The 23565-nt window shown below is 58.6% G+C and carries 20 protein-coding genes and 1 pseudogene; 7 read left to right on the plus strand and 14 right to left on the minus strand.

Going from position 1 to position 23565, the window contains the following annotated elements; translation table 11 throughout:
- Positions 1-114 precede the first annotated feature (114 nt).
- The 5 genes from AC5E6N_RS14400 to AC5E6N_RS14420 form a co-directional block, all read right to left on the minus strand.
- The gene (locus AC5E6N_RS14400; protein ID WP_491748457.1) at positions 115-534 is read right to left on the minus strand and encodes a hypothetical protein; all 420 of its coding nucleotides are present in this window, start codon (positions 532-534) and stop codon (positions 115-117) included.
- A 163-nt stretch (positions 535-697) separates the two neighbouring features.
- A complete protein-coding gene (locus AC5E6N_RS14405) occupies positions 698-1639 on the minus strand; it encodes a DUF2493 domain-containing protein (RefSeq protein WP_491748458.1) in 942 nt (313 codons plus the stop codon).
- Between the two features lie 327 nt (positions 1640-1966).
- Positions 1967-3052 (minus strand): DUF7146 domain-containing protein, encoded by a 1086-nt coding sequence (locus AC5E6N_RS14410; protein WP_491748474.1) that lies wholly within the window; start codon positions 3050-3052, stop codon positions 1967-1969.
- Positions 3052-7386: a strawberry notch-like NTP hydrolase domain-containing protein gene (locus AC5E6N_RS14415; RefSeq protein ID WP_491748459.1), complete on the minus strand. Its 4335-nt coding sequence runs from the start codon at positions 7384-7386 to the stop codon at positions 3052-3054. Before AC5E6N_RS14415 ends, AC5E6N_RS14410 begins: the two co-directional genes overlap by 1 nt.
- Positions 7387-7501: 115 nt before the next feature.
- Positions 7502-8650, minus strand: coding sequence for an ESCO family N-acetyltransferase (locus AC5E6N_RS14420; RefSeq protein ID WP_491748460.1), 1149 nt, complete (start codon positions 8648-8650; stop codon positions 7502-7504).
- A 300-nt stretch (positions 8651-8950) separates the two neighbouring features.
- On the opposite strand from AC5E6N_RS14420, the gene AC5E6N_RS14425 reads away from it, so the two are divergent.
- Both AC5E6N_RS14425 and AC5E6N_RS14430 read left to right on the plus strand, forming a co-directional pair.
- Entirely contained in the window at positions 8951-9100 is a 150-nt protein-coding gene (locus AC5E6N_RS14425) for a hypothetical protein (RefSeq protein WP_491748461.1), read from the plus strand.
- Between the two features lie 33 nt (positions 9101-9133).
- On the plus strand, positions 9134-9790 hold the full coding sequence (locus AC5E6N_RS14430) for an SEC-C metal-binding domain-containing protein (protein WP_491748462.1): 657 nt from the start codon (positions 9134-9136) through the stop codon (positions 9788-9790).
- Positions 9791-9911: 121 nt separating this feature from the next.
- Here AC5E6N_RS14430 and AC5E6N_RS14435 read toward each other — a convergent pair.
- The 4 genes and pseudogenes from AC5E6N_RS14435 to AC5E6N_RS14450 form a co-directional block, all read right to left on the minus strand.
- A pseudogene (locus AC5E6N_RS14435) lies at positions 9912-10232 on the minus strand (DUF6117 family protein).
- A gap of 97 nt (positions 10233-10329) precedes the next feature.
- Positions 10330-12399, minus strand: a complete 2070-nt coding sequence (locus tag AC5E6N_RS14440) for a ParB/RepB/Spo0J family partition protein (RefSeq protein ID WP_491748463.1) — start codon at positions 12397-12399, stop codon at positions 10330-10332.
- A gap of 191 nt (positions 12400-12590) precedes the next feature.
- A complete protein-coding gene (locus AC5E6N_RS14445; protein WP_491748464.1) occupies positions 12591-13550 on the minus strand; it encodes an ArdC family protein in 960 nt (319 codons plus the stop codon).
- 209 nt (positions 13551-13759) lie between these two features.
- Positions 13760-14263, minus strand: coding sequence for a DUF4172 domain-containing protein (locus tag AC5E6N_RS14450; RefSeq protein ID WP_491748475.1), 504 nt, complete (start codon positions 14261-14263; stop codon positions 13760-13762).
- 325 nt (positions 14264-14588) lie between these two features.
- On the opposite strand from AC5E6N_RS14450, the gene AC5E6N_RS14455 reads away from it, so the two are divergent.
- Positions 14589-15464 (plus strand): EamA family transporter, encoded by an 876-nt coding sequence (locus tag AC5E6N_RS14455; protein WP_491748476.1) that lies wholly within the window; start codon positions 14589-14591, stop codon positions 15462-15464.
- A 44-nt stretch (positions 15465-15508) separates the two neighbouring features.
- Positions 15509-16354 carry a 2OG-Fe(II) oxygenase gene (locus AC5E6N_RS14460; protein WP_491748465.1) on the plus strand — a complete coding sequence of 282 codons (846 nt, stop codon included), beginning with the start codon at positions 15509-15511 and terminating at the stop codon, positions 16352-16354.
- On the opposite strand, the gene AC5E6N_RS14465 is transcribed toward AC5E6N_RS14460, so the two are convergent.
- Both AC5E6N_RS14465 and AC5E6N_RS14470 read right to left on the minus strand, forming a co-directional pair.
- Positions 16355-16738, minus strand: coding sequence for a RidA family protein (locus AC5E6N_RS14465; RefSeq protein ID WP_491748466.1), 384 nt, complete (start codon positions 16736-16738; stop codon positions 16355-16357).
- Entirely contained in the window at positions 16735-17646 is a 912-nt protein-coding gene (locus tag AC5E6N_RS14470) for a LysR substrate-binding domain-containing protein (protein WP_491748467.1), read from the minus strand. Before AC5E6N_RS14470 ends, AC5E6N_RS14465 begins: the two co-directional genes overlap by 4 nt.
- A 116-nt stretch (positions 17647-17762) precedes the next feature.
- Between AC5E6N_RS14470 and AC5E6N_RS14475 the strand changes: the two genes are divergently transcribed.
- The 3 genes from AC5E6N_RS14475 (at position 17763) to AC5E6N_RS14485 (ending at position 20449) form a co-directional block, all read left to right on the plus strand.
- Positions 17763-19199 carry an NAD(P)/FAD-dependent oxidoreductase gene (locus AC5E6N_RS14475; protein WP_491748468.1) on the plus strand — a complete coding sequence of 479 codons (1437 nt, stop codon included), beginning with the start codon at positions 17763-17765 and terminating at the stop codon, positions 19197-19199.
- A gap of 146 nt (positions 19200-19345) precedes the next feature.
- Positions 19346-19606, plus strand: a complete 261-nt coding sequence (locus tag AC5E6N_RS14480; protein WP_491748469.1) for a hypothetical protein — start codon at positions 19346-19348, stop codon at positions 19604-19606.
- A 186-nt stretch (positions 19607-19792) separates the two neighbouring features.
- Entirely contained in the window at positions 19793-20449 is a 657-nt protein-coding gene (locus AC5E6N_RS14485; RefSeq protein ID WP_491748470.1) for a GNAT family N-acetyltransferase, read from the plus strand.
- Positions 20450-20953: 504 nt separating this feature from the next.
- Here AC5E6N_RS14485 and AC5E6N_RS14490 read toward each other — a convergent pair.
- From AC5E6N_RS14490 to AC5E6N_RS14500, 3 genes are all read right to left on the minus strand, one after another.
- Positions 20954-21121 carry a hypothetical protein gene (locus AC5E6N_RS14490; protein WP_491748471.1) on the minus strand — a complete coding sequence of 56 codons (168 nt, stop codon included), beginning with the start codon at positions 21119-21121 and terminating at the stop codon, positions 20954-20956.
- Positions 21122-21334: 213 nt separating this feature from the next.
- The gene (locus AC5E6N_RS14495) at positions 21335-22519 is read right to left on the minus strand and encodes a tyrosine-type recombinase/integrase (protein WP_491748472.1); all 1185 of its coding nucleotides are present in this window, start codon (positions 22517-22519) and stop codon (positions 21335-21337) included.
- Between the two features lie 189 nt (positions 22520-22708).
- A partial coding sequence (locus AC5E6N_RS14500) for a recombinase zinc beta ribbon domain-containing protein (protein WP_491748473.1) occupies positions 22709-23565 on the minus strand: 857 nt, incomplete at its 5' end.

The following is a 23565-nucleotide window of genomic DNA, read 5'->3' on the forward strand; positions in this document are numbered from 1 at the left end:
GACTGGCCTGAACAGCAATGGAAACCGAATGACCCAAAAGCCGGCTTCAACGCCTGCTGGCAAGGATCAAATGCCGGATCTGAATGCGCAAAGAAAACAGGTTGTACGGATGGTTCATGCGGTCTCCGTCGAGGCCGGACCCGCCATACGAAACATTGCCGCAATTGCGACGGCTATGGCGCCGAGGATCGAGAACGCGATCTGCCAGCCTTCAGATGGCATGACGAGTTCGGCAACGCCGTGCGTGGCAGCGTAGCCGGCTACGGCGGCAGGACCGGCGAACAGGAGCCCGATAATCAGCCGGACCCAAAGCGGTCTTGCGAAGGTGAAGACAAGCTGTCCGACGATCAGGACGCCGCCGGCCGCTGCGACGCCGACGATGAATCCGCCAATGGGCCCAGCGCCTGTTTCATGCGCCCAAAGGCCGGCGGCGACACCGGCGAACAAGGGTAGTGCGTAGATGGCGAGCGTATACACCAGCCAAACGAGAAAGCCGATCACGGTGATGAGAAGGAGGGCGTTGAGGACAATCATGGCCGATGGCTCCGAGCAAGGATGCTGAACAGTTGCGCCCACCACCATCCTGGCACAGCGGCAGTATAGCGAAAACACCGGTGGCGGTGGAACACTTTGCCTGTCGAAAAGGCGTGACATGTCACTGCGATTGAGCTCTCGGTCATTGATGCGGGATTGCCGGTCATGGACCAGCCCTCCTGCGGAAATCGAACGCCTTGATGCCAAGCTTTCGAGCCTTGTCGGCGAAATTGTCCTGAATGCCCGTGCCAGGGAAGACGATGACGCCGATGGGGAGCGCTTCTAGGATGCGGTCATTGCGCTTGAACGGTGCGGCTTTCGCGTGCCGGGTCCAGTCGGGCTTGAAGGCGATCTGGGGCACTTTGCGGGTTTCGGCCCATTTGGCTGCAACGAGTTCGGCGCCGCGGGGCGATCCGCCGTGCAAAAGCACCATGTCGGGGTGCTTGGCATGCACCTTGTCGAGCGTCTGCCAGATCAGACAGTGATCGTTGAAGTCGAGCCCGCCGGTGAAGGCGATCTTCGGACCCGGCGGCAGATGGACCTCGGTGTCCGCACGCTTCTTCGCGGCGAGGAAATCCCGGCTGTCGATCATCGCCGAAGTGAGGTGGCGGTGATTGACCCGCGATCCCGAGCGCTGAGACCAGGGCGATCCTGTCAGGCGGAGATAGTGGTCGGCTGCGCAGTCGCGGAAGACCTCCAGGCTATCGCGGCGTTCGATGAGGGATTGGCCGAAGGAGATGAGGCGTTCAAGTTCAACGGCCTTGACCTCCGAACCGTCCTGTTCGCGCTGCCCGCGCTTTTGCGCTTGTTCATTGTCGTCGAGCTTGCGTTCGATCCGGCCGATGGCATGGTGGAACATGTTGACGGTCGACCAGAGCAACTCGTCGAGGTCATGGTCGAGGCTGGTGTCGGCCATGGTGGCAACGAGGGCGTCGAAGATATCGGCAACGGCGCCCTGGATCGTGCTGTCTTCGGGCACATCGCGTGGATCAGCCTCGCCTTCGGGTGGACGGTGACCGAAGAGTTCCAGTTCGGCGCAGACGATGTCGGTAGGGGATGCGGTGTGGTGCAGTTCGTCATCGGCATCGTGGCGATCGGTGAACATGTGTTGCTCCTTTGTGGTGTGACCGCGACCGTCGCGGCCTTCGTGGCGACGGAAGACGGCGGGCGGGACGGAGCGGCACCCGAAAGGGCCGCAGCGCCAGCGAAGGATGGCGGCGACCGGTTCTTTTGCTTCGCGATGGAAAGGCGGTCAGATCAAGCGTCTCGTGCGACTGGTCGCACCGGTTGATCTGGCCGCCGCCGGAAAAGAACCGGTCGCCGCCATTGCCGGTCCGTGCCGTTTGCCGTCCGTTCGCCCTCTCAGAAGGCCACGGTCGCGGCTCGTGCCGGAAAGGGCTGCAGCACCCACACCGACCCGATGACCGGCGCGCTAACCTGACGCCACCCGCTTGCCGACCGCGTCCGGGGCAATCATGAACCGGTCGACATCGTCTGGGGCGATCTGCACTCGCACGGCCCACCGAAGTGCTTCGACGTCGGTTCGGCGCAGATCCTCATTGAAGTCCCCATGATGCGACGACAGGGGGGTCGCCTCGATGCCGGCTTCGCCTGCGCGCTTGGCGAGGGTCTCCATCGCACCGTCACCGGCCGGATCGCTGTCCTGGGCGATATAGAGGCGCTGCAAGGTTGGCGGAAACAGCATGGCGGCAAGATGGGTTGCCGACAAAGCAGCCGCCATCGGCAAGGTCGGTAGGATGAGCTTCAACGACAGCATGGTTTCGATGCCTTCGCCGGCTGCCATGACATCACGGGGACTGCCGAACCGGACGGTATTACCCAGCAGATTGCCCATCGCCTTTCGTGGTCGGGCGATTGGTGCTTTTCCAAGATTGCATTCCGAGAAGCCGTCAGGATCGAGCCATGTCCGATGCGCCCCGGTGATCGTGCCCGAGAGATCGGTAACTGCGGCAATCAGTGCCGGCCACGTCTCGGTTTCTGAGAAGGCGTCCGGCTGATAGTAGCAGCGGGGATGGAAGCGCAGGTTTACGGTTTCGTACAAAGCCGTAATGCCGCGTCCGCGCAGATATGTTTCTGCGAGCGTGCCGGCGATCGGCTGTGCCATGGCAAACAGGCGTCGCGCGGCCTCTGGTGAACCCAAGGGTGCCCTGGAAGATGGTGTTTGGCGCTCCGTCTGCAGCTCGGTTTGCGGCAGACGGAGGAACCGCCGGGCTTCGGCGGCCACATCGGCGAAGTCGACCAATCCGCAGCTATCCTGGATGAGGTCGAGAAGATCACCATGTTCACCTGTGGCCGCGTCGGTCCATTTGCCGGCCGCGCCTTTGCCCGTCTTCGGCCCCTTCAACCGGACATACATGGAGCGCCCCGGCGTGTTGCGGACATCGCCGATCATCCAATAGCGGCCCTCGCGTCGACCGTTCGGCAGATAGTGACGGCATACCGCCTCGGCGTTCCGGGCGAGACGGCGTGCCAGCTCGGCTGCGCTACGCTCGGTCATCATGCCTCCTCCCGCTCGGCGATGCGCTCGATGGGAAAGCGATCGAAGAGCTTGGTGAGAATGGCTGGACCGTTCGCGTCGGTCGGAACGAACAGGCGCAGCTTCCAGGAGATGATCTCGGCAAACAGGCCATCGGCCTTCAGCCGGTCGCGGGTCGTGTCGGCAAAACCAGTCAGCTCGATCCGGTTCGTGCCCATGACCCTTGCGCGGCGCAACTGGTGGCGGTCCGCGAGCTCCAGCACGATGCGCCCTTCGGTCAAGGCGTTGAACGCATCGCCGGGCGACAGGCCCGTACCGCCGCTCTGAATGGCAGTGGCGGCCCATGCTGCCGAGACCTTGCGGCCGACGATCCGTTCACCGCTGTCGATCCGAAGCCGATAGACCCGGGTGGAGTCGGTCGGAAGGCGTTTCCAGATCGGCAGCAAGAGACCCGACACTATGTGGATCGTGCTGTCGGTGTAGGCCGGAACGGCCGCTAGTTCGTCCAGCCAGGCCGTGGCGAAGGTGTCAGGATCGGCCTGGCACCAATGGGTCTCTGCCATGCTGGCGATCGGTAAAGCAGATTGCTCCATCGGCCGGATCAATCGCACACGGCGCTCCACGCTGCCATCTTCGCGCATGACTCCCGTGGTCGGCACCTGCACTGCGGCTCGGCGCGATCGGGCGTTGATGAGCAGCGCCGCGCGCGGATCAGCCAGGCGGCCCAGCGCATCATCGAGGGGCAAGGGACGGTTGCGTTCGCGCCGTGCGATTGTGAGTAGCGCGGTCTCGGCGGACGTGCCCGGATGGGTGTAGATCACCTGCTTGTCGGTGACCGTGAAGCGTTCGGCGGTAAGTGTTTCGAGGCCGACATCGTAGACGCCCGCCGCGATCGCACCTTCGATCCGGGCCGTCAGCAGGTCTTCAAACGCGGCGAACAGGACGTTCTGCAGATCGATGGTCAGTGCGAGCAAGCGGTTGAGGAAGGTTGTGATCGGCGGTAACTCGTCCTTGATCCCGCAATCGTCGGTCAGCGAAAGCCCGGTCGATGCCTCGAAGGTGTCGAGCGAGCAGCCCTCGATCTTGCCGCCGACCAGCAACAGATAGAGCTGGCGCAGGGTGTCGCGCGCATAAGGCCCTTCGAGATTGTCCTCGGGCCGGAACAGGCCTTGGCCGCCGGTCTGCCGCTGTCCCCTGGTGATCGCGCCGAGCGTGTCGAGACGCCGGGCGATGGTGGAGAGAAAGCGCCGTTCGGCCTTCACATTGGTTGCGATCGGTCGAAACAGCGGGGCTTGCTGTTGATTGGTGCGGTTCGTGCGGCCAAGACCCTGGATCGCCGTGTCGGCCTTCCATCCAGCTTCGAGAAGGTAATGGACGCGTAGCCGCCGGTTCCTTACGCCGAGGTCTGCATGATATGAGCGCCCCGTCCCGCCGGCATCGGAAAAGACGAGGATGCGCTTGGCATCATCCATGAATGCTTGGGTTTCGGATAGGTTGGCAGACCCGGCGCGGTTCTCGACAGCAAGGCGGCCGATGCCGTTGGGCGTGCTTTTGCGCACGATGCGGCGCGACCGGCCCGTGACCTCAGCCACCATGTCCGTTCCGAAATGCTGCAGGATCTGATCGAGCGCGCCGGGCACGGGTGCGAGCGAGGCGAGCTGTTCGATCAGCCGGTTGCGCCGAGCGACGGCCTCGCGGCTCTGGACGGGCTGCCCGTTGCGGGTGACCGGACGCGAGGAAAGATTGCCCTCGCTGTCGGTGAAGGGTTCGTAGAGCTGGACCGGAAAGGAGTGGGCGAGATAGTCGAGGACATATTCGCGTGGCGTGATGTCGACCTGGACATCGCCCCAATCCTCGGTCGGAATGTCGGCGAGCCGCCGCTCCATCAAGGCTTCGCCGGTCGAGACGATCTGGATCACGGCGGCGCGGCCGTCTTCGAGATCGCGCTCGATGGCGCGGATCAGCGATGGCGTCTTCATGCCGGTGATCAGATGCGAGAAGAAGCGCTGTTTGGCGCTTTCGAAGGCGGAACGCGCGGCGGCCTTGGCCTGCGCATTGAGCGTGCCGGTGGCGCCGGTGATGTTGGCCGCGCGCATCGCCGCGTCGAGGTTGTTATGAATGATGGCGAATGCCCCGGCATAAGCATCATAGATGCGCACCTGTTCGGAGGTCAGCGCGTGCTCGAGCAGCTCATATTCGACACCGTCATAGGAGAGCGAGCGCGCCTGATAGAGGCCGAGCGCACGAAGGTCCCGCGCCAGCACCTCCATGGCCGCGACCCCGCCGGCTTCGATCGCCTCGACGAACTCGGCGCGTGTGGCGAATGGAAAATCATGGCCGCCCCAAAGGCCGAGCCGTTGGGCATAGGCTAGATTGTGGACGGTGGTTGCGCCCGTCGCAGAGACATAAACGATGCGCGCATCAGGCAGCGCGTGCTGGAGGCGCAATCCCGCGCGACCCTGCTGCGAGGCGGCCTGATCTCCGCGTTCGCCGGCCGCACCGGCGGCATTCTGCATGGCATGGCTTTCGTCGAATATGATCACTCCGTCGAAGTCGGAGCCCAACCAGTCGACGATTTGCTGGACGCGCGAAACCCTTTGCTCGCGGGCATCGGAGCGTAGCGTGGCATAGGTGGTAAATAGGATGCCTTGCTCGAGGTGTATGTCAGTCCCCTGGCGAAAGCGGAAGAGCGGTGTGACCAGCAAGCGTTCCATACCGAGTGCACACCAGTCGCGTTGCGCATCCTCGATCAGCTTGTCGGATTTGGAGATCCATACCGCACGACGCCGGCCCTTGAGCCAATTGTCGAGCAGGATGCCGGCGGCCTGGCGACCTTTGCCTGCGCCGGTGCCGTCACCCAGAAACCAGCCCCGTCGAAAGCGGACGACGCCCTCGGCATCGTCTGGCGCGGCCGAGACCAGATCATGGGTTTCATCGACGATCCACGATCCGGCGAGATGGCCGGCATGGGCTTCGCCGGCATAGATTACCGATTCCAGTTGGGCATCGGACAGGATGCCGTCGGTGACGATGTGTTGCGGAAGATGCGGACGATAGCTGGGTCGGGGCGGCGCGACCGAGGCCATGGCCGTCGATTGCACGAGTTTCGTCGGATGGGGTTGCGCGCCGGGAATACGGATCGACTGCAATCGGTATTCTTCGTAGAGGGCTTCGGTGATCTGCCCACCGTCTTGCGGTGTCCAGTCGATGGTCTGGTAGGTAAGCACCGTGCCTTGCGGCTCGACGCCTGTTCGAGGCCCGGACGGCTTCGGCTTTTGCCGGCGCGGCTGCAACGCAGGCGATCGACCCGTCGCCGGATCGGGGGCGGACGGCGCGACTGGCAGGCGTGGAGGCACCTGCTCGGTGATCCACCGCAGCAGCGTGGCTGCGTCCTCGGCGGTGCCCTGCGATGCCGGAAAGCGTGACGGATCGTTGGTGGGCGACTTGTCGATAACGGTCAGGCGCGTGTCGACCGTCGTGCCGTGGCGCGCGTAGGCCACCCCCTTGATTGCCGCGGTGAACACAACACGGCCAGTCTCTTGGAGTGCGACAAAGGCATCACGCCATACGGGCGCGTCCGGGGCAAAATTTGCGCTGGTGATGGCGACCAGGCGGCCGCCATCGGCGAGACGGGCCAGCGCCGAGGCGATATGGCGGCGTGCCGCATCCGGCATACGGGCCGAAACGTTGGCCATCGCGGAAAAGGGCGGGTTCATAAGGATGACGGACGGGCGGGTCGCCGGATCGAGATGGTCGTCGATCTGCGCGGCGTCGAAGCGCGTCACCGACACACCGGGGAAGAGCTCGCACAGCAACTGAGCGCGGCGTTCGGCCAGTTCGTTCAAGACGAGCGAAGCGCCGGAGAGTTCGGCGAGGATCGCAAGCAGACCGGTGCCGGCGGACGGTTCGAGCACATGATCGGCCTTGGTGATCATCGCTGCGGTGGCGGCGACATGGCCCAGGGCGATCGGGGTCGAAAACTGCTGAAGCGCCTGGCTTTCTTCGGAGCGGCGGGTATGGCTTGGAAGAAGACCTGCGATCTTTTCCAGAAGCGCGAGCCGTTGAGCCGGAGATCTGGCTTTGCGGTTCAGTGCTTTTGCGTATTTGCGCAGGAAGAGGATGGTCGCCGCTTCGCAGGCGTCATAGCCGGTCTTCCAGTTCCAGGCGCCGCTGGCATCGGATGCGCCGAAGGCGGTCTCCATGGCGGCACGAAGGGTTGCGGCATCGACCGGCGATCCGCGTTCAAGGTACAGGAGAAGAAGGCGAGCGGCCTTGGCGGTCGCGGCGGGCGAATAGGGCGCCGGGACGTGCGGGGAGGATGCGGCGGACGCCGCGGCAGGCGATGGGCGGGACATGGAAGGGCCTTTCAGGAGAGCGGGAACGGGACGAACCGGCGCCTGCTCTCTCTCAGCTACTCCGGCTCAAACCCGTCTCGGCCCACCTCTCACTCGAACCGCCCCGAAGGCCCCTTTATCGGATCAAATCGGCGCAGCCGCGCTTTCTCAGAAAGGCCTGCATCGCTTCCGAAATCGGTAGCTCGACATCGAACACCCCGAAGCGCTGCCGAAAGCGAGCCCATTGTCGGTCGAGGTGCCCTTTTCGGCGTGCGCTCGGACAAAGCCAGATCCAGTCGAGTCGCCAAGGTCTCTCACCCGGATGGCTCTGTGGCCGGAAGGAACAAGCGCCGATGATGCGTCCATCATCATCGGAGAACAGAAATCCGACAGCGTCGGGGTCGTGACCAGCATCAAGAGCCCATTGCGGAAAGTCGTATCCGAGTTCGTGTTTGAACTCGAGCGCTCGATCATACATTTCCTGGCGCTTCCATTTCGGAGAAGCCGCGCCAACCCATCCGGCATCTAGATCCCGTTCTCGCGCCTGGATAAAACGCCTATGGGGTCGAGGCTCGATTATCGAGAAACGCTTGCGGTGGAATAACCGATGCGACTGCTCGTCGGTGCGGGAGCCTTGGACATAGGTCATGCCGCAGTCCGGGCATTCGACAGCTTTGGGTTCGGCACGCTTGCGGTACTTGGGCGCCCGGACCGTCAGCCGTAGTGCTTGACCGTCAGTATCCGCCACATATTCCACCCGATAGCCGTGAGGTGCCTTGAATCGCGTTGTGTTCTGGCCGTTCCATTCGCGATGGGGTGTGGTCAATATGACGGGTTCCAATCGGTGGCGGTTTTCCTGGTAGAAAAGAATAGAGATTTCTTCGCCGGTCACGTAGGGCGAAGTCGCCAGTCGCCCGCAGAGGCGATCGCATAGTTCGGAGACATCGATTCTGAAGCCCAGCCTCTCCAGCCAGATGCAGAGAGCGGTCGCGTCGACGGCCGAAAGCTTCTGAAAGCCGTAAAACTCGTCATTTCGCCGTGCCGGTCGCGGGAACACCCAACGAGATGGCAGATTCAATGCTGCTGCGAGCGTTTTGAGCTCAATGACTGCCGGGGGATCGAGGCGGCGATCCTGTGAAAGCAGATAGTCCTCCAACTCGGCGTCCGATACCCATCCTTCTTCCGCAATGCGTTTGTCCATCGCATTCGATCGGCGAGGCGTCACCGGAGCCGGCCTTTGCAAGGCCTGCCAAATCGCCTCTATGGTCTTGGCCTGGATCTCCATTTGCCTCCTCGCCCTGCCGAACGAATCAATGAATCGAACCCGATGGTGTCACGAGCATCGTCGATTAGTCTCGAAGTCGTTGACTGAAACGCTTGCAGTTCGACATGCACTGTGGCCTCAAGCAATAGAACGCCGAGAACTTCCGTGTAAGTCGAAGCAGAAGATGTTATATTTGTATGCGAACGGAATAGGAACAACGATTCTCCGAGGGGTGGTATGGTCTCTATTCTCTGGACAGAAACAAGCATGCCGTCGGAACGACACATCGTGGTGCATGTGCATCAGGACGGCCTACCCAGGATGGATAAAGGCTACTTCTTCGTCAGCGATGAGAAGGACTGGGGCGGATCAGGGCCGTTCGATATGCGCTTGGAAGAGACGATAAAGAGGGTTGAACAGAGAACTGGTGAGTTAGGTATCGAGACCGTTATCGTCATTCCTCGACCGTGATGGATTCTCGAAATCGCTCAATGGACGTGCGCCTTGCCCGCGATCAGCACCGATCTTTTCAAAAAGAACTTCACGACAACGCCGGAATGGCCAAATTCGGCGGTCCAGGTGTTCTGTCACGATATTAATCCGAAACATGTCCCGGTCTACGTGCCGGTTGCGCCGGACGCCGCCGCAGTGCGTTCGGAATGCTTCAACAATGTAGCTGCCAAAGTCGCAATCGAGGGTGGGACACTCGTCTATGGCTGGCTTATCTGGGAGTGGCCACGCGTCTTCGTGGAAGCCGAGCATCATGCGATTTGGGAGAAAGACGGCACGCTGGTCGACATAACGCCGCCGATAAGCGGAGAGCAGCGAATTCTCTTTCTTCCGGATCCGACGCAGACATATGACTTTGCCTCTCAAAAGCGCCGGATCAACATCAAGCGAAGTCTTGGAGAGTTTTCCAGTGTGGACGATTGGATAGCTGCTGCAGGCAGGTTGCAGCAGGCGATAGAGGACAACTCGACAGGCAGCCAAGTTACGCTTGAGCGATCTTATCTTTCGGCGTTGGGGCGCGACATACAGAACAGCTTGGCCGCGGTGTTCGTGGATCTTGCCCGAGCGACACGGCCCAATGACTCGTGTTTTTGTACAAGCGGCAAGAAATTCAAGAAGTGCTGCGGTCCCTTGGTTCAGCTGTATCCATAATGCCCCGATTCCGCCGGGCATGATTGCGCTGTCGCAGTCTGCCTTTGGTCCGTCCACTTGCCTGTCTAGCGAGAAGAGGTGACGCGCGGTCGTAGACTGATCAGAGATATAGCGGGGGCGGTCACGGTGCCTCTGGTGCTGGCGACAGGTAGGCCTTGTAGGGATTGCCGTCGGCCAGATGACCGAAGGGCGTGAAGACGTAATCCGCATCATCGCGGCCGACGGCGCAGATGACGTAGCGTGGTGAGCCGGTCACGCCTCGCGCATCCAGAGGCGGATGCCGCCATGTTCGGGTACGATCGACAGGAGAAAGCCGTCGGACGGCGGATCTTCCGATGTATGGTCCCTTGGACAGTCGGTTGTATAGATCGAGCGCACGGGCTGCGTTGTCGGGCGTGCCGACATCGAGCAGACACGAGAAGCGGGTGAAATAGTTGGTCATTTGAGACTCCTGGAATGAAAAGAGCCCGGCGCGTCGGCCGGGCTTTCGTGACATGATGGTGAGGAAACGGGGCGGCGCGGGCCGCCCCGCGATTGCGCTATTCGGCGGCGACCAGGGCTTCCGGCTTGTCCTGGCCGTTGTTCCCGGCCAAGTCCTCGTCGTCAGCGAGGAATGCCGGCAAGGCGTCCGTGTCGTCGTCTAGCATATCGGACGGCTGCTCCATGTAGGGAAGCCGCAGCGGTCCGGGCACCCAGTTGGAATCGGCAAGGAGCCGTTGGGCCTCCTTGGCCATGTCAGCTTTCTTGAGATGGCCGATCAACTGCGCGGCATGTGTGCCGGCGCCTTCACCGACTGCCTCGATGATGCGGGCCTTGGTGACGCGGCCGAGATAATTGTCGACCGTGGGCGTCCAGCCGCGTTCGGCCATGTCGAGGCCGACGGCCTGCCCCAACTGATCGGCATGGGCGATGGCCTTCGGATGCGGATTGTAGCTGTCGCGCACCGCATTGACGGTGAGCGAGACGCAATGGGCGAAAAGATGCGAACGGTCTTCAGGCTGGAATGCCAGGATTGTGTTCCACAGATCGTTGGCATCCTTTGGCAGTTTCGCCGCCCAGCCCTTGTGCCGATCTTCGACCGCCTTGGCGTAGCTTGTGTCTTCCAGCCCCGGCGCGCGCGATCCAAAGACTGCGCTGGTCGGCTGGAGTTCGAGGCACGATTCCAGACCGTAGCGGTAGAACAGCTTGAGGCTGAGGGCATGAAGTGCCGCCGCGAAGGCGATGTTCGGATTGTTGGCCACGGCATCGCGCAAGGCCACCGTGCGGTGCGCGGTTAGCTCGGTGACGAGCCGGTCTGACAGCGGGCTGGACTTGTCACCGTCGTTCTCATCTTCGCTGGGTGCGACGGCGCCGTTGCCAACGCTGGCGGCGGCTTCGCCGGACGGGCTCGCGTCGACAGTACCGCTGGCGGCATCGTTATCCGATGCGACGGGCGCCTCGTCCTCAGGGCGAACATAACCGCGCTCGACCCGCAGGGTGCCGTTGCCATCGATGCTGACGAAGACACCGGCGCAGGCCTTCTCGTCGTCCTGATAGACCATCGACCTTTCCTCGAAAGCCGCAATCGCCGCCTCGAGCTCGGAGAAGCGGGCGTCGGCTTCATCAGAAACCTCCTCGGCCTCTGCATACTGCTCCTCAAGCTGGTCGATCTCGGCCTTCAGGGCGTCGAGTGTGGATTGCTCCTCATTGGTGAGCGGTTCCGCCTCGCCGACGATCCTCTGTAGATCATAGGTGTGGCCATAGGGGAAACCGATCGCCACCTCGAGCCACTTCCAGCCTTCGGCACGGATGGCTTCGGCCTCCTTGTCGAGCTTCGACAGCACAAGCTGATCGAGCAGGGCTGCATCCTGAAGCCAGCCGCCATCGTCGGTTTGGAACAGGTCGCGCAGGATCGTGCCACCCGCGTCTTCATAGGCTTCCATGCCGATGAACTGTGCCCGCTTGTCGGAGGCCCGAACGGCGCCTTCGGTGAGCATCCGTTTGATCTCGTGGGGCTGTCGGGAATAGGAGCGCTGGATGGCTTCAAACACCTGCTCCTGGCGCTGATGGTCGGGATTGACCGTGAACGCCATTAGTTGGTCGAGCGTCATCTCGTCTTCGGCATAGACATCAAGCAGCTTGGGTGACACGGCGGCCAAACGCAGCCGCTGCTTGACGACACCGACCGAGACGAAGAAGGCCGCTGCGATTTCCTCCTCGGTTTGGCCCTTTTCACGCAAATCCTGAAAAGCGCGGAACTGGTCGAGCGGATGCAGCGGCGCGCGCTGGACGTTCTCGGCGAGGCTGTCTTCTTCCGACAGGCCCTCGGTGCGGACGATGCACGGAACAGGCGCGTTGCGTGCCAACCGCTTCTGCTTGACCAAGAGCTCGAGCGCCCGGAACCGGCGGCCGCCGGCCGGCACTTCGAACATGCCGGTCTCCGCACCGTTCTCGTCGATGACGGCCCGCACCATGAGGCTCTGCAGAAGCGTGCGCCGCGCGATGTCCTCGGCCAGTTCCTCGATCGTGACGCCGGCCTTGATCTTGCGGACATTGGCCTGGCTCAACACGAGCTTGTTGAGGGGAATGTCGCGTGAGGCGCTGAGGGTGATCTTCTTCGATTTTGTCATGAGACTTCTCCGTGACGGACGGTCGAAAGCCTCTCTCTCGACCTGCCAATCCGCCGGGAAATCCCTTTCCTTCCTCTTCCTCTCTGGACGTCGCGCCGACGCTTGAACCGGGAAGCCCGGGAATCGGCACAGGACGGGATCCCGAACATGCGAAACAACCGCTTCGCATGTTCGATTGGACGCCGGCGGGGTCATGATGCCGCCGCCCGCACCTGCTCGGGAATCACGTTCGCGGCGTCTGATGCGAAGGAAAGCAGATAGTCGGCGGCTTTGCTTGCTTTGCTGGCCGCCCGGACGATGGCGCGATTGTCCTGTTTGAGCACCTTCAACCACTCGGCGATGTAGTCCGAATGGCGGACCGTTGGCTCAATGCCCAGCGAAGCGCAGACGAAGGCGGCTGCGATTTCCGCAATCAGTTCCTCGAACGCGTATTTCCTCGAACCGAACGAACCGGACATGTCGCGGCCGAGACGGTGCGAAGCACCGCTGGCGTGCGACAATTCGTGCAGCGCCGTTCTGTGCCAGTCGACTGGCTCGAAATAAGCTTGTGGCGGCGGCACGCAGACATAATCATGGGTGACGTCATAAAAGGCCCGGTTGCCGCCGATGCGAACATCCACTCCGGTGGCGTCGATCAGAGCCCTGGCCTGTGGCAGGATCAGATCGGTTTCGGCGGGTGGGGCAGCGTCCGTCACATCGTCGGGAAGACTTTCGCACTGCTCGATGTTGAACACCGTGAAGCGCTTGAGGAACGGGATCGCCTGCGGATCGTCTCCGGTCTCGCGGGTGCGTTTGCGTTCATCGTCGGGAACGAATTTGTCGGCATAGACCACAGTCTTGCCGCGTTCGCCCTTGCGGACATGGCCGCCAAGCGCCATGGCCTGGCGAAACGTCAGCCAGCTCTGGCAGGCAAAGCCGGTCTCGACGACCGCGCCCCACAGCATCAGCACGTTGATGCCGCTGTAGCGCCGACCGGTGGCTGCATTGACCGGCATGCCGAGCGGCGCGCCGACATCGGGACGGCCCCAGGGCTTGACCCAGGGCACGGAGCCGGCTTCCAGCTCGGCGATGATCTTGTCGGTGATTTCGTCGTAGAGGTTTGTCCGGTCGCTCTTTGCCTGGGACCGGGATCGGGATTTTGGTCGGGACATCACGGGATACTCCGCGGCGGGCGCCGGAAGCCTCTCTCCCGGCTTTCAACCCGTCACGGCAATCCTCGTCCGCACTCTTACTCTCAAAAGGGGGGGGCGTTGCGGGGGGAACTCCCCCCGCAGAAGGGGTCGGCCGAGACCTTGGCTCGGCCGCAGGGGAAGGCCTTCCCCTCCCCACGAGTTCCAGGTCGCGATCTGGGAAGTTCCGGTTAGCGACCCATTGATTTAATTGCAGCTCGATGGGCGAACTCGAAACGCCAGCCTCTATACCCAAGTGAATGAAGATCAGGGATTACGGAGCCATCGTTCGGCAAGCGCTTTTGCACGCGTATTTCGTGGCGCTTCATCGTCACCACCTGCATTTCATCGCTTCTTAAGCGGCACACATCCTTCATGAACGGCTCGCGTTGGAACAGCAAAGCATGCCAGTCATTGAGCTGTTCAACGCTCAAGGGCCGTTCGGTATTGCGGACGTCGATCATGACATCGGCGACATGACGATACTGACCGCCGGCTGCTTGCTGGTCATTGGCACGCATGGAGGCAATCAGGGATGCCGTTACCTGTTCGGGATCCCGAACCTCGTCCTCAATGGCGAAGGAGTTGACGGTTTCGGCGGTGACTTCCTGAATAAAGGTCTCGAAGCGATCCTGATCGCTCAAGGCCTCCCGCAAGCCTGCCAGTTGGCCGGCTTTGCTGGAAATCCGTTCGATCTAGTGCTGAACAGCCTGGCTATCATAGGTCAGGTTCGGCTAGGCGCTGTGTGTCCAGAGATAATCCATTGTGAGGCCCTGATAGGATAAGGCGCTCTGATCTTTTCACAAACGCTCGGTTGCCAATCAGATTAACCGTCGTTTTTCCCTCTTAGATGTCGCTAATCAGGATCGTGCGGCTGTGAGATAGCGATACCAACAGATTGCATTACGGTCGTTACTGTTAGCGTAGCTAACAATTGGAACATGATTTCGGACAGTCCAATCAGGAGGTTGTGATACCAAGCTGTGAAAATAAGGGCTGAGACCGAAGGTTGTTTTGCGCGTGCTAGAAGGAAATCGAAATCGGCTGAACGATATTGCCAACACCGTTCCGCCTCATGCTTGGTTTGGTGTCAGTTCGATATTCCATTATCTCGGACCATCCTTTGCAGTCATGTTGTTCCCATATGTTGGCGTCCTTGGCGTGATATGGCTTCGGATGGCAAGTGCGGCAATGACGCTAGGGCTGGTGACGAAGCCCTTACAGACCGTGTTGTCGGCCAGCAACAATGGGCGCTGGTTGCTTTTCGGTCTTGGCCTCAGCTTTGCCGGCATGAACACATCATTTTATTTCGCCCTCGAGCGGCTTCCGATGAGCCTGGTTGCAGCCATCGAGTTCTTGGGATTCATCAGCCTAGCACTCTATGGTGTGCGTACTCAGCGAAACCTGATCGCGCTTATCGTCGCCGTTGCTGGCGTCTTTATCCTCATCAATGTCCAGCCCACATTTGACGCAACGGGTCTGATCTGGGCCGTGATCAACACTGTTTTCTTCGTTCTTTACATCATACTCGGCCACCGAGCCGCGCAGGCCGGTGTCGGTCAAGGAATAGAACTGATCAGTGCTGCCATATGGATTGCGTTTCTTATTTGCTTTCCGTTCAGTGTTCAGCACGTTGTCAACATAGTCGATCAACCACTGCTGATCCTTGCAGGAATTGGGGTTGGGATATGCTCGTCCGTAATCCCCTATATTTGTGACCAGTTTGCAATGACGCGGCTTCCACGCGCGACATTTGCATTAATGCTTTCAATCCTTCCAGCCATGGCAACGGTAATCGCCGCTATTGTACTTGCGCAGATTCCAACAGTACGGGATCTGATCGGTGTCAGCTTAGTCATTATTGGTATTGCGCTGCATAGACCGGCATCAATTTAGAAGTTCTACAGCCATCAGGAGAGTGCAACCGAAGAGGAAATGTCATGTCACAACACACTGACTTAACTTCCACGATCAACGAATACGGGATCCCCTCATCACCTCATATGGCGTGGGAAACGCATCGAGATCAGACATTGTCCAAGGTTAACTTCCGAAAACTGCTGGATAATGTGATTCCTGTAATCCGTATTAAGAATTTCGCTTCACCAGAAGAATGTGAGCGGATTGCGTCAGTGGTGGCTCAGACGAAATTCGGCGCCTATGAGCAACTGGACCCACCAATCTTGAAAATAGGGCCTTCACAATTCGAATCCCACGAAATGGGCGCTCAAGCCAAGCAGCACTATTTCTCCAGTGCCATGGACGCGCAGCTAACCTGCAACGAGATTTATGAAGCCGCTGAGTTTAACCCGATTGTGCGCCTCATGGATATGTTGAGAGCCGATTTGGCCGTTAGCTCGGCCATTGCCGAAGAAGCGGGGTGGGGATCATATTTTGCGGGAACAATCCGCCAGATCGATAATTCCGCAAAACTTCATGCGGATTTTGGAGAGATTACGGGCACGGGTTGGCAGATCGAGGCTGTTGATGCTCAACTCGCGATCAATCTGTTCCTTACCGAGCCGGAAGAAGGTGGCCACACAACAGTCTATAACCGCCCCTGGGTGCCGCGAGACGAAGAGATCGGGCACGTCGAAGGGTGCTATTCATATCAACGCGATCTGGTTCAAGGGGCAGACTACAAGATCATCACACCGATTGCCGGAGACATGGTGCTCTTCAACAGCCGCAACTATCATGAGGTGGAGGTGTCCTGCGGATCTCGTCTGACAGCTTCGACATTCCTCGGAGAGGTGCAGCCGGATCATGTCATCTTCTGGTCCTGATCAATCCTCGGCATAGGCTTCAATCTCTAGAAGCCAGCGTTCATCAAAGATGCCGGCAATTACGACTGTGAGCGCAGGCGCGTGTGAGCCAAGGATTTCAGCGCGCACGTGTCTATTCTCGTCGCCATATTTGCGATCAGACAAATAGGTGATGACCTTGACCAAATTACTCAGGTCCATATTGGCCTCCTCAAGGACAGACAAGATATGAGCCCAGGCCAAACGTGCTTGCCCCTCAAAGGTATGAGGAATGTTGCCGTCAGTATCGATCGGTATTTGCCCGCTGATGTAAAGCCGCCGCAACGAACCTTCTACCAATGCCCCGCGACTGGCACCGACCGGTGGCCTTGGGACCGACACGGGATTGACTGATACCTTTTTCATGAGCCAACCCGTCTTGGTACTTGGCGGCTGCTGTGACCGCTCATAGTCGACTTAATCCAGCGAACGAATTTTTCGACGTTGGCCGGTCTTACGGGTGTACGTGACACGAAGTGATAACCAAGACCGTCATCATCGGTTCCTTCTTCGAACAACAAGACCAACGAGCCGTCCTGAATATCTTGTTCCACGAAGAGCCTGACTGTAGCAGCTACGCCTGCGCCACGTCTGGCAGCAGGAAGAATCATGTTGCCAGGCAAATAATCGACCAGCACCTTCTCTCGATCAGGCAGGCGATGTCTGAACATCCATTCCTGAACTTCCCTTGTATCGAACTCTTGCACCCAGTGAAAACCAGTTAGATCGTTTCGTGTCTTGATCTTTTTGCCTTCCAACAGACGTGGGCTGGCGACAATGACATAAGGAGATGCAACCAACAGGTCGCTGACCAGGTTGGGCCAATCTCCGCGTCCATACTTGATCCCGTGCTCTATGTCGCCCGCGATCAAATCAACCGCTCCGAACCGAGTGTTGATGATCAGTTCAATCGACGGAAAGGCTTTTTTGAACTCGTTGAGCCTGGGGGCTAACCATTCGGTTGAAAACATGCCTGTCATGTTTATCGCCACTGGCAAGCTCTGGGATTGATTTTCTATGCTTTGAACTGCCCTTTGCATGAGGGCAAAAGCTTTCGACAAATCAGTAGCCAGTTTCTTGCCTTGATCTGTGAGATCCAGACGCTTCCCATGGCGGACGATCAATTGGCAGCCTACAAAACTCTCTAATCGCCGCACCTGCTGACTCACGGCAGAATGCGTTACATTTAACTCTTGGCCTGCCCTCGTGAAGTTTTGGTGGCGAGCCGCAGCTTCGAAGGAGCGCAATGCTGAAAGTGGTGGTAGTGTGACCATGGCATGTTAATTCCACTAACACATGAAATCTTAATCAACTAGGCGATTCTGCGCTCGGTTGCATAATATTTCATCTGTAAACTTCCCGTTTTACTCCAGATAGAGGATGTTCTCAGATGGCAGTGCAATCGTATGACGTTATTGTTGTGGGCGCTGGAGCGATTGGACTAAGCGTCTCATATGTATTGGCAAAAAAGAACGTCAAGACAGCCGTCGTTGCACCAGCCGATGATACTCAGGGCGCAACGAGGGCTGCTGGCGCCATGATCGATGCCTTTGGCGAGATTGAATTTTTGCACTCAGAACGCGACACGGCCAAGCTCGATTTCGAAGTGCAGTGTCAGAGGAAATTCCCTAACTGGCTTAGTGAGATAGAAGAAGTAAGCGGACAACCAGTATTTAATCAGAATGGTTTTGTCATCGTCAGTAACAGTGGTGGCGAACATGACAAAGCAAAGCTCAAGCTCATGCGTGAGCAAATGACCGAATATGGAGAATCTTTCGACGAGCTCGATCCAAAAGATGTGGTTGGCCTGGTTCCGAACTACATATACCGAGCCCATGAAGCGCTTTACATACCGAGTGCGCAAGCAGTTGATGCTGCTCAGTTATTGAGCGCGCTGGAAGCTGCTATTTCTACTTCAGATTGCGTTGATCGAAAAGACCTTAGGGTTACTAAGATCGAGCAAGAAGGTGCGAGTTGGACGGTCAGAACGGAAAGCGGAACCACACTGACAGCCGCAAAAATCGTAGTTTGTGCTGGTGCTCACAGTTTACGCCTTATTCCAGATGACCGATTGGCGATACCAAAGCTCTACTTTGGCCGGGGATCTAGCGTAACTGTTGTTGACGGGCCAGAGCTTCCTTACACTATTCGAACGCCGAACAGGGCTCTCTCATGCGGGATTCACATGGTCCCAAGGGCCAATGGTCGCCTATATCTCGGGGCAACCAACCTTTTTGGTATGGACTATGAGAACCTACCCAAAGGGCCTACCGTTGGTGAATTGCACACCTTGTTTGAAGCAATCCAGAACGAACTGAATACGAACCTTCGAAACGTCTCAATCGAGAGTATGCATAGCGGGTTACGGCCAGTTTCTCAGTTCGACACGCCTTTATGCGGAAAGACAAATTTGGATGGCCTTTTCATCGCAACCGCGACACATCGAACAGGCGTTCATATGTCGCCGCTTGTTGCTGAAATGGTGGTTGGCGATGTGCTTGATGAGGAGTACGCCTTCGACAATCCCTTTATGCCGACTGCCGAGCACCAAACAAACAAGGCCGTCAACCTCCGTCTTGGGGTCCGTTCACTGATTGCAACCATTCTGTTTCCCACAGGTCGCCTACCGTACAACCGCATGGAGGAAATCGAGACTTATATCACCGAGCTGCTGACGCTGGCAGTTCAACCAGATAAGGCAAATGGCCTCAGTAAAGAGCTTCAGGATATCATTGGAGACGTGCCCTTGGATGAACAAAGCGTGCTTCAGACATACCATCATATCCTGGAAGCTAAACTGCCTGAATATGGTCCGTACCCTTCATAAATCTCGGTGTGTTACAGGTGCTCGCTTTCGTCAGGCGATATCGTCGCAAGACATGAGCCAGAGAAAATCGCCGCTAAGTACGAATCAAAAGGCAGCGATCATCGAGTAATTTCGGGTTTGCGTTCGGCCTGCGACCTCTGTTCCAGATGTTGGCCGACGCGTCCGGCTTTTTCGGCCAGTGGTCCAATCGCATCCAGTTTGGCCGAAGCAGCGCGATCCTGATCATGTTGCTCGGCCTCGGGCCGGGCCAGGAAGCGATTCAGACCGTCAAGGCGTTGTTCGAGCGCCTGACGGAAAGCGCCATGCCTGTCGAGTTCGACATTCTCGGCTATCTCGAAGTAGTGCTGGCGCCTGATCTCCCGAAACGCATTCTGCCGAGTAATCGTCCGGTGAGGTTGAGTTTATGATGTTCGCGGTTTGGTCCAAATTTCGAAACTGATTTGACAATTAGTTTCGAAACGAGGTGAGCGCGTGCTTCGCTGATCTGAGCTGAGTTTTTCGCTACCGTGCCGAAAGCCGTAAGCCCGCCATGGCGGCGTGACTCGCAAGACCCAGCCTCCGGCAAACCCGGTGCGGTTCAGAGAGCAAGGCAAATGGTATCAAGATCCAAGGACAAGAAAACGCCCCAACTTCGTTCGTTCCGTTTTACAGACTTGCCGAAGTGCTACGAGATCGTAGCGCTGAGCTTTGGAGTTTCGGAAAGAGTATCGCCGCACATCTTGGCGGACTTTCTGGCAAAGCTCTATGTCGAGAGCAGCGTGATCGAAAGCAGCAAGGCTTTTGGGCTTGAGGTGGATGGGGAGGTTGTCGGGTTTCTGTTCGGGCGCCTGCCTGACGAGCCGCTTTTCCAAGGAAGGTATTCCGGATTCTTCGGCAAGCTGGCCATGATTGGTGAGCTGCTATTTCTCAAAGGTGTCAGTTTGGTCTCCAAATGGACCTGGCTGAAGAATGCCATTGAGCATGATCGGAGAAGTCCTGACTTGGGCACAAAGTGTGAGGTGATACTCTTTGTGATCTCGCCAGCCGCACAAGGGCTTGGAGGAGGCCGGATTCTGTTGGAGACGTTCATCGACCATTGCGTTACAAATGGTCAGAGCGATCTCTATCTGGAAACGGACGCGTCATCGAACTTCCGGTTCTATGAGCATCTCGGTTTCAAGCATATTGATAGTTTCAACTCGCCTATCGTGGCGGCTTTCTCAGGTGGATCAGGTGAAACCTTTGTGTATCATAAGGCGTTGTCATCCTGATGGCTTTTAAGGCGATCCGAAAACTGACTTTCTGGAAACCCAGTCAACAGAACCGTGGGTTTCTCGAAAAACAGGCATTGAATTTGACTAGGTGAGTGTTGACTCCGTCCGTACTGCCGACCGCAATTTGTCATCTAGCGAAGGGCTGTACGCGCTAGAGATACCACTGCTGATAACATTCCAGCGCCGTCGTTCGTGTGGGTATTCTTTCTTTAATCTTATTTCCTCTGAACCGTGAGCGATAGGGCGCCTTCGCCGGACGGTCACCGAGTAGCGCCGCCGCTGGCGCCTGATCTCATACGTCACGATAAGCGTCCCCGTATTCTAAGCGGACACGATCACCCGCTATTGCGTCCCAACTCGCATAGCGATCACCGCGGTATCAAGGTCGGCTCCGCCGCCGGACGCTTACTCTGCCGATTAGATATCCGCGAAATGGGCCGCTCCCGGTTCCATACCGATGAACGAGGCCAGATAGCTGGCTCTGGCCAGCGCGGCTTCGACTCACTTGTTCGCCTGCGTCTGCTGATAGGCATTGAAAACATCTGGGCGTTCCGGGGTGAACCATGGCAGAACTTTTCTGAATCCCGGCTCCGTCGGTCGATGCATCATGACCAAGACGGAGTTGGGCACAATGCCTGCCTTCAAAAGAAAATCGTTCAGTTCGAGCAACTAAGTTCCTTAGTCGTGGATCGATTTTGCATCGATGCCCTGGGCCTTCAGCCAGCGGCTGTCCCACTACGGAACCCGGCGGTGCTTCGTCCAAGAGAGATTATAGGTGCTCTTGTCTTTGATGGTCCATAACCATCAAAATCGCCAGAGCTCAAAATACAAGGCGCTTAGGAAGCGCTAATATAGCGTGGCTTCGACCTGCCGCGTGAACATTTAGGCGGCCGTCTCGGTATCATCTGCGCGTGGCTTCGCCGTTTTTGAGAGCGCGAGAGCTATGGATTCTGATACCTGGTTGGCTGCTGTGCGGATGGGATCAGTCTTGAGGTGAGCGTATCGCGCTGTGGTTTGGACTTGGGTGTGGCCAAGGAGTTTGCCGATCATCGTCAGATCCTGGCCCAGTTGCAGTGCGTCCGAGGCGAAGGAGTGACGAAGATCATGGATGCGTAAGTCATTGAGGCCTGCTCGTTTCCGCAGACGGCGCCACGGCTTCTGCATGTCGGTCAGATACTGCCCCTCGACCCGACCTGTGATGACATAGGGGTTGTTTTCGAGTTTCGAAATGGCCTTAAGTACATTGATGACCACTCGTCCTACAGGCACGATCTTCGCACCTGTCTTGGAATCCGGCAGGCGCAACACGCTCGCGCCGAAGTCCACATAGTCCCACTTCAAGGTTTGAATCTCGCCGAGCCGGCAACCGGTGAGAAGCAGAAGGCGGATGCAGTTGACCGCTTCGGGCTCGCTGTCGGAATCGCGCAGCACTTGACCGAGGCGAGCCAGTTCGTCGGGTGTCAGATAGCGCTCCCGCTTGATTTCCCTGAAGCGCTTCACCTTCCAGCACGGATTGACGCCGTCGGTGCGGACACCCCAGGTATGGGCGACGGAGAACATGACTGAAAGTACGCCGAGCGTGCGGTTGGCCTGATAGGGGGTGGCTTTCATGGATTGATGCAGGTCGACAATGTCGGCGCGCGTTATGTCGATGATCCGATGGGAGCCGAGTTTGGGGTCGATGAACAGATCGACCGAGCGCTTGTATTCTCCGTAGGTTGATGGCTTGCAGTGTACGGCGACATGTTCGTCGAGAAAACGCTGGCCGAACTCCTTCATTGTGGGCGAGGCCTTGCGTCTATCCCGCTCCTTCGCTGGGTCACCGCCCAGCCGGACGTCGGAGAGATGTTTCATTGCCTCGGTACGAGCCAAGTCCGGGGTCAGGGCGCCGTGCAGGCCAATATTGACACGGCGCAGTCGGCCTCCGGCCCGGAACTGGGCCAGATACATCTTCCGGCCGGACGGATAGACCCGAAGTCCAAAGCCCTTCAACTCGTCGTCCCAGAGGAAGAACTCCTTATCGGCAGGGGTTGCTCCTTCGACGGAACGTTTCGTGATCTTCGGCATGGAACACCTCGTGAACGCTGCGAGCCCCGGAATCAAATCGGAATCAATCGGGGCGAAATCACTGCGTCTTCATTCGTAGAATATCGTAGTCTTATATGCGGAATATGTCAACAGAATCATGTATTTATGCGGAAGATGGCGGCCGAATCGTATGCTTGGATGGCATGGCGAAAACAGCCCTGAGCAAACTCATAACCTGAAGGTCGCAGGTTCAAATCCTGCCCCCGCAACCATCGACAGCAGCACCCGCCCATCCCCAGGATCGGCGGGTGTTTTGCGTCCGGCCGCCAACGTCAGAATGCCGGCAAGGTCGCCCTCCAGCAACAGGTCCACATTGCCGTCCGCCCCGGGCGACACCACGATCCTCCCGACCAGCGCGCGGATGTCGTCGCCAGCCTCAAGGCGCGTTTGCTCGTCGTCCAGCGCCTCGAACAGGCTGTCGATCCGCTTGCGGTACTCCTCCGCCATGTTCGGATGCAGGAGGGCTGGTGGCTCTTCGGCAGAGGTGAGTTCTTTGGTGAGGTGCTCCTTGCGGTCCTCGAGTTCGAACAGTTCCTCCTTCATGCCGGGCGTCCGGTAGCCTTCCTTGATCGCATCGATGATCTTCCGGATACCGCGTTCGGCTCGTTCGAGTTCCGCTTGCTTGGTGGCGATATCGGACGATGCCTCCATTCGCAGGCGGTTGATCTCGCGCGTATATTCCTCGCAGAACTCACGGAACATTGCCGGATCCATGAGTTGGTTACGAAGCGCGTCGAGGATACGGCTCTCCAACTCGGCTCGCGAAATGCGGGCGTGGTTCGAGCACGTGCCCTTGTTCTTGACCGTCGAACAGCCGAAATGGTCGCGATAGGCAATAGAGTAGCCGCCGCCGCATTGTGAGCATTTGATCAGGCCGGAGAAGAGGTAGCGTTTGCGATGCGTCGCGCGGAGGCCATTGCCATCCGCATCGACGTAACGCTTGCGGATTTCTTTTTGCCGATCCTTCACTGCTTGCCAAAGGTGGTCGTCAAGAATGCGCAGTTCGGGCACTTCCTGGACGATCC

The organism is Hoeflea sp. (genome assembly GCF_984452065.1).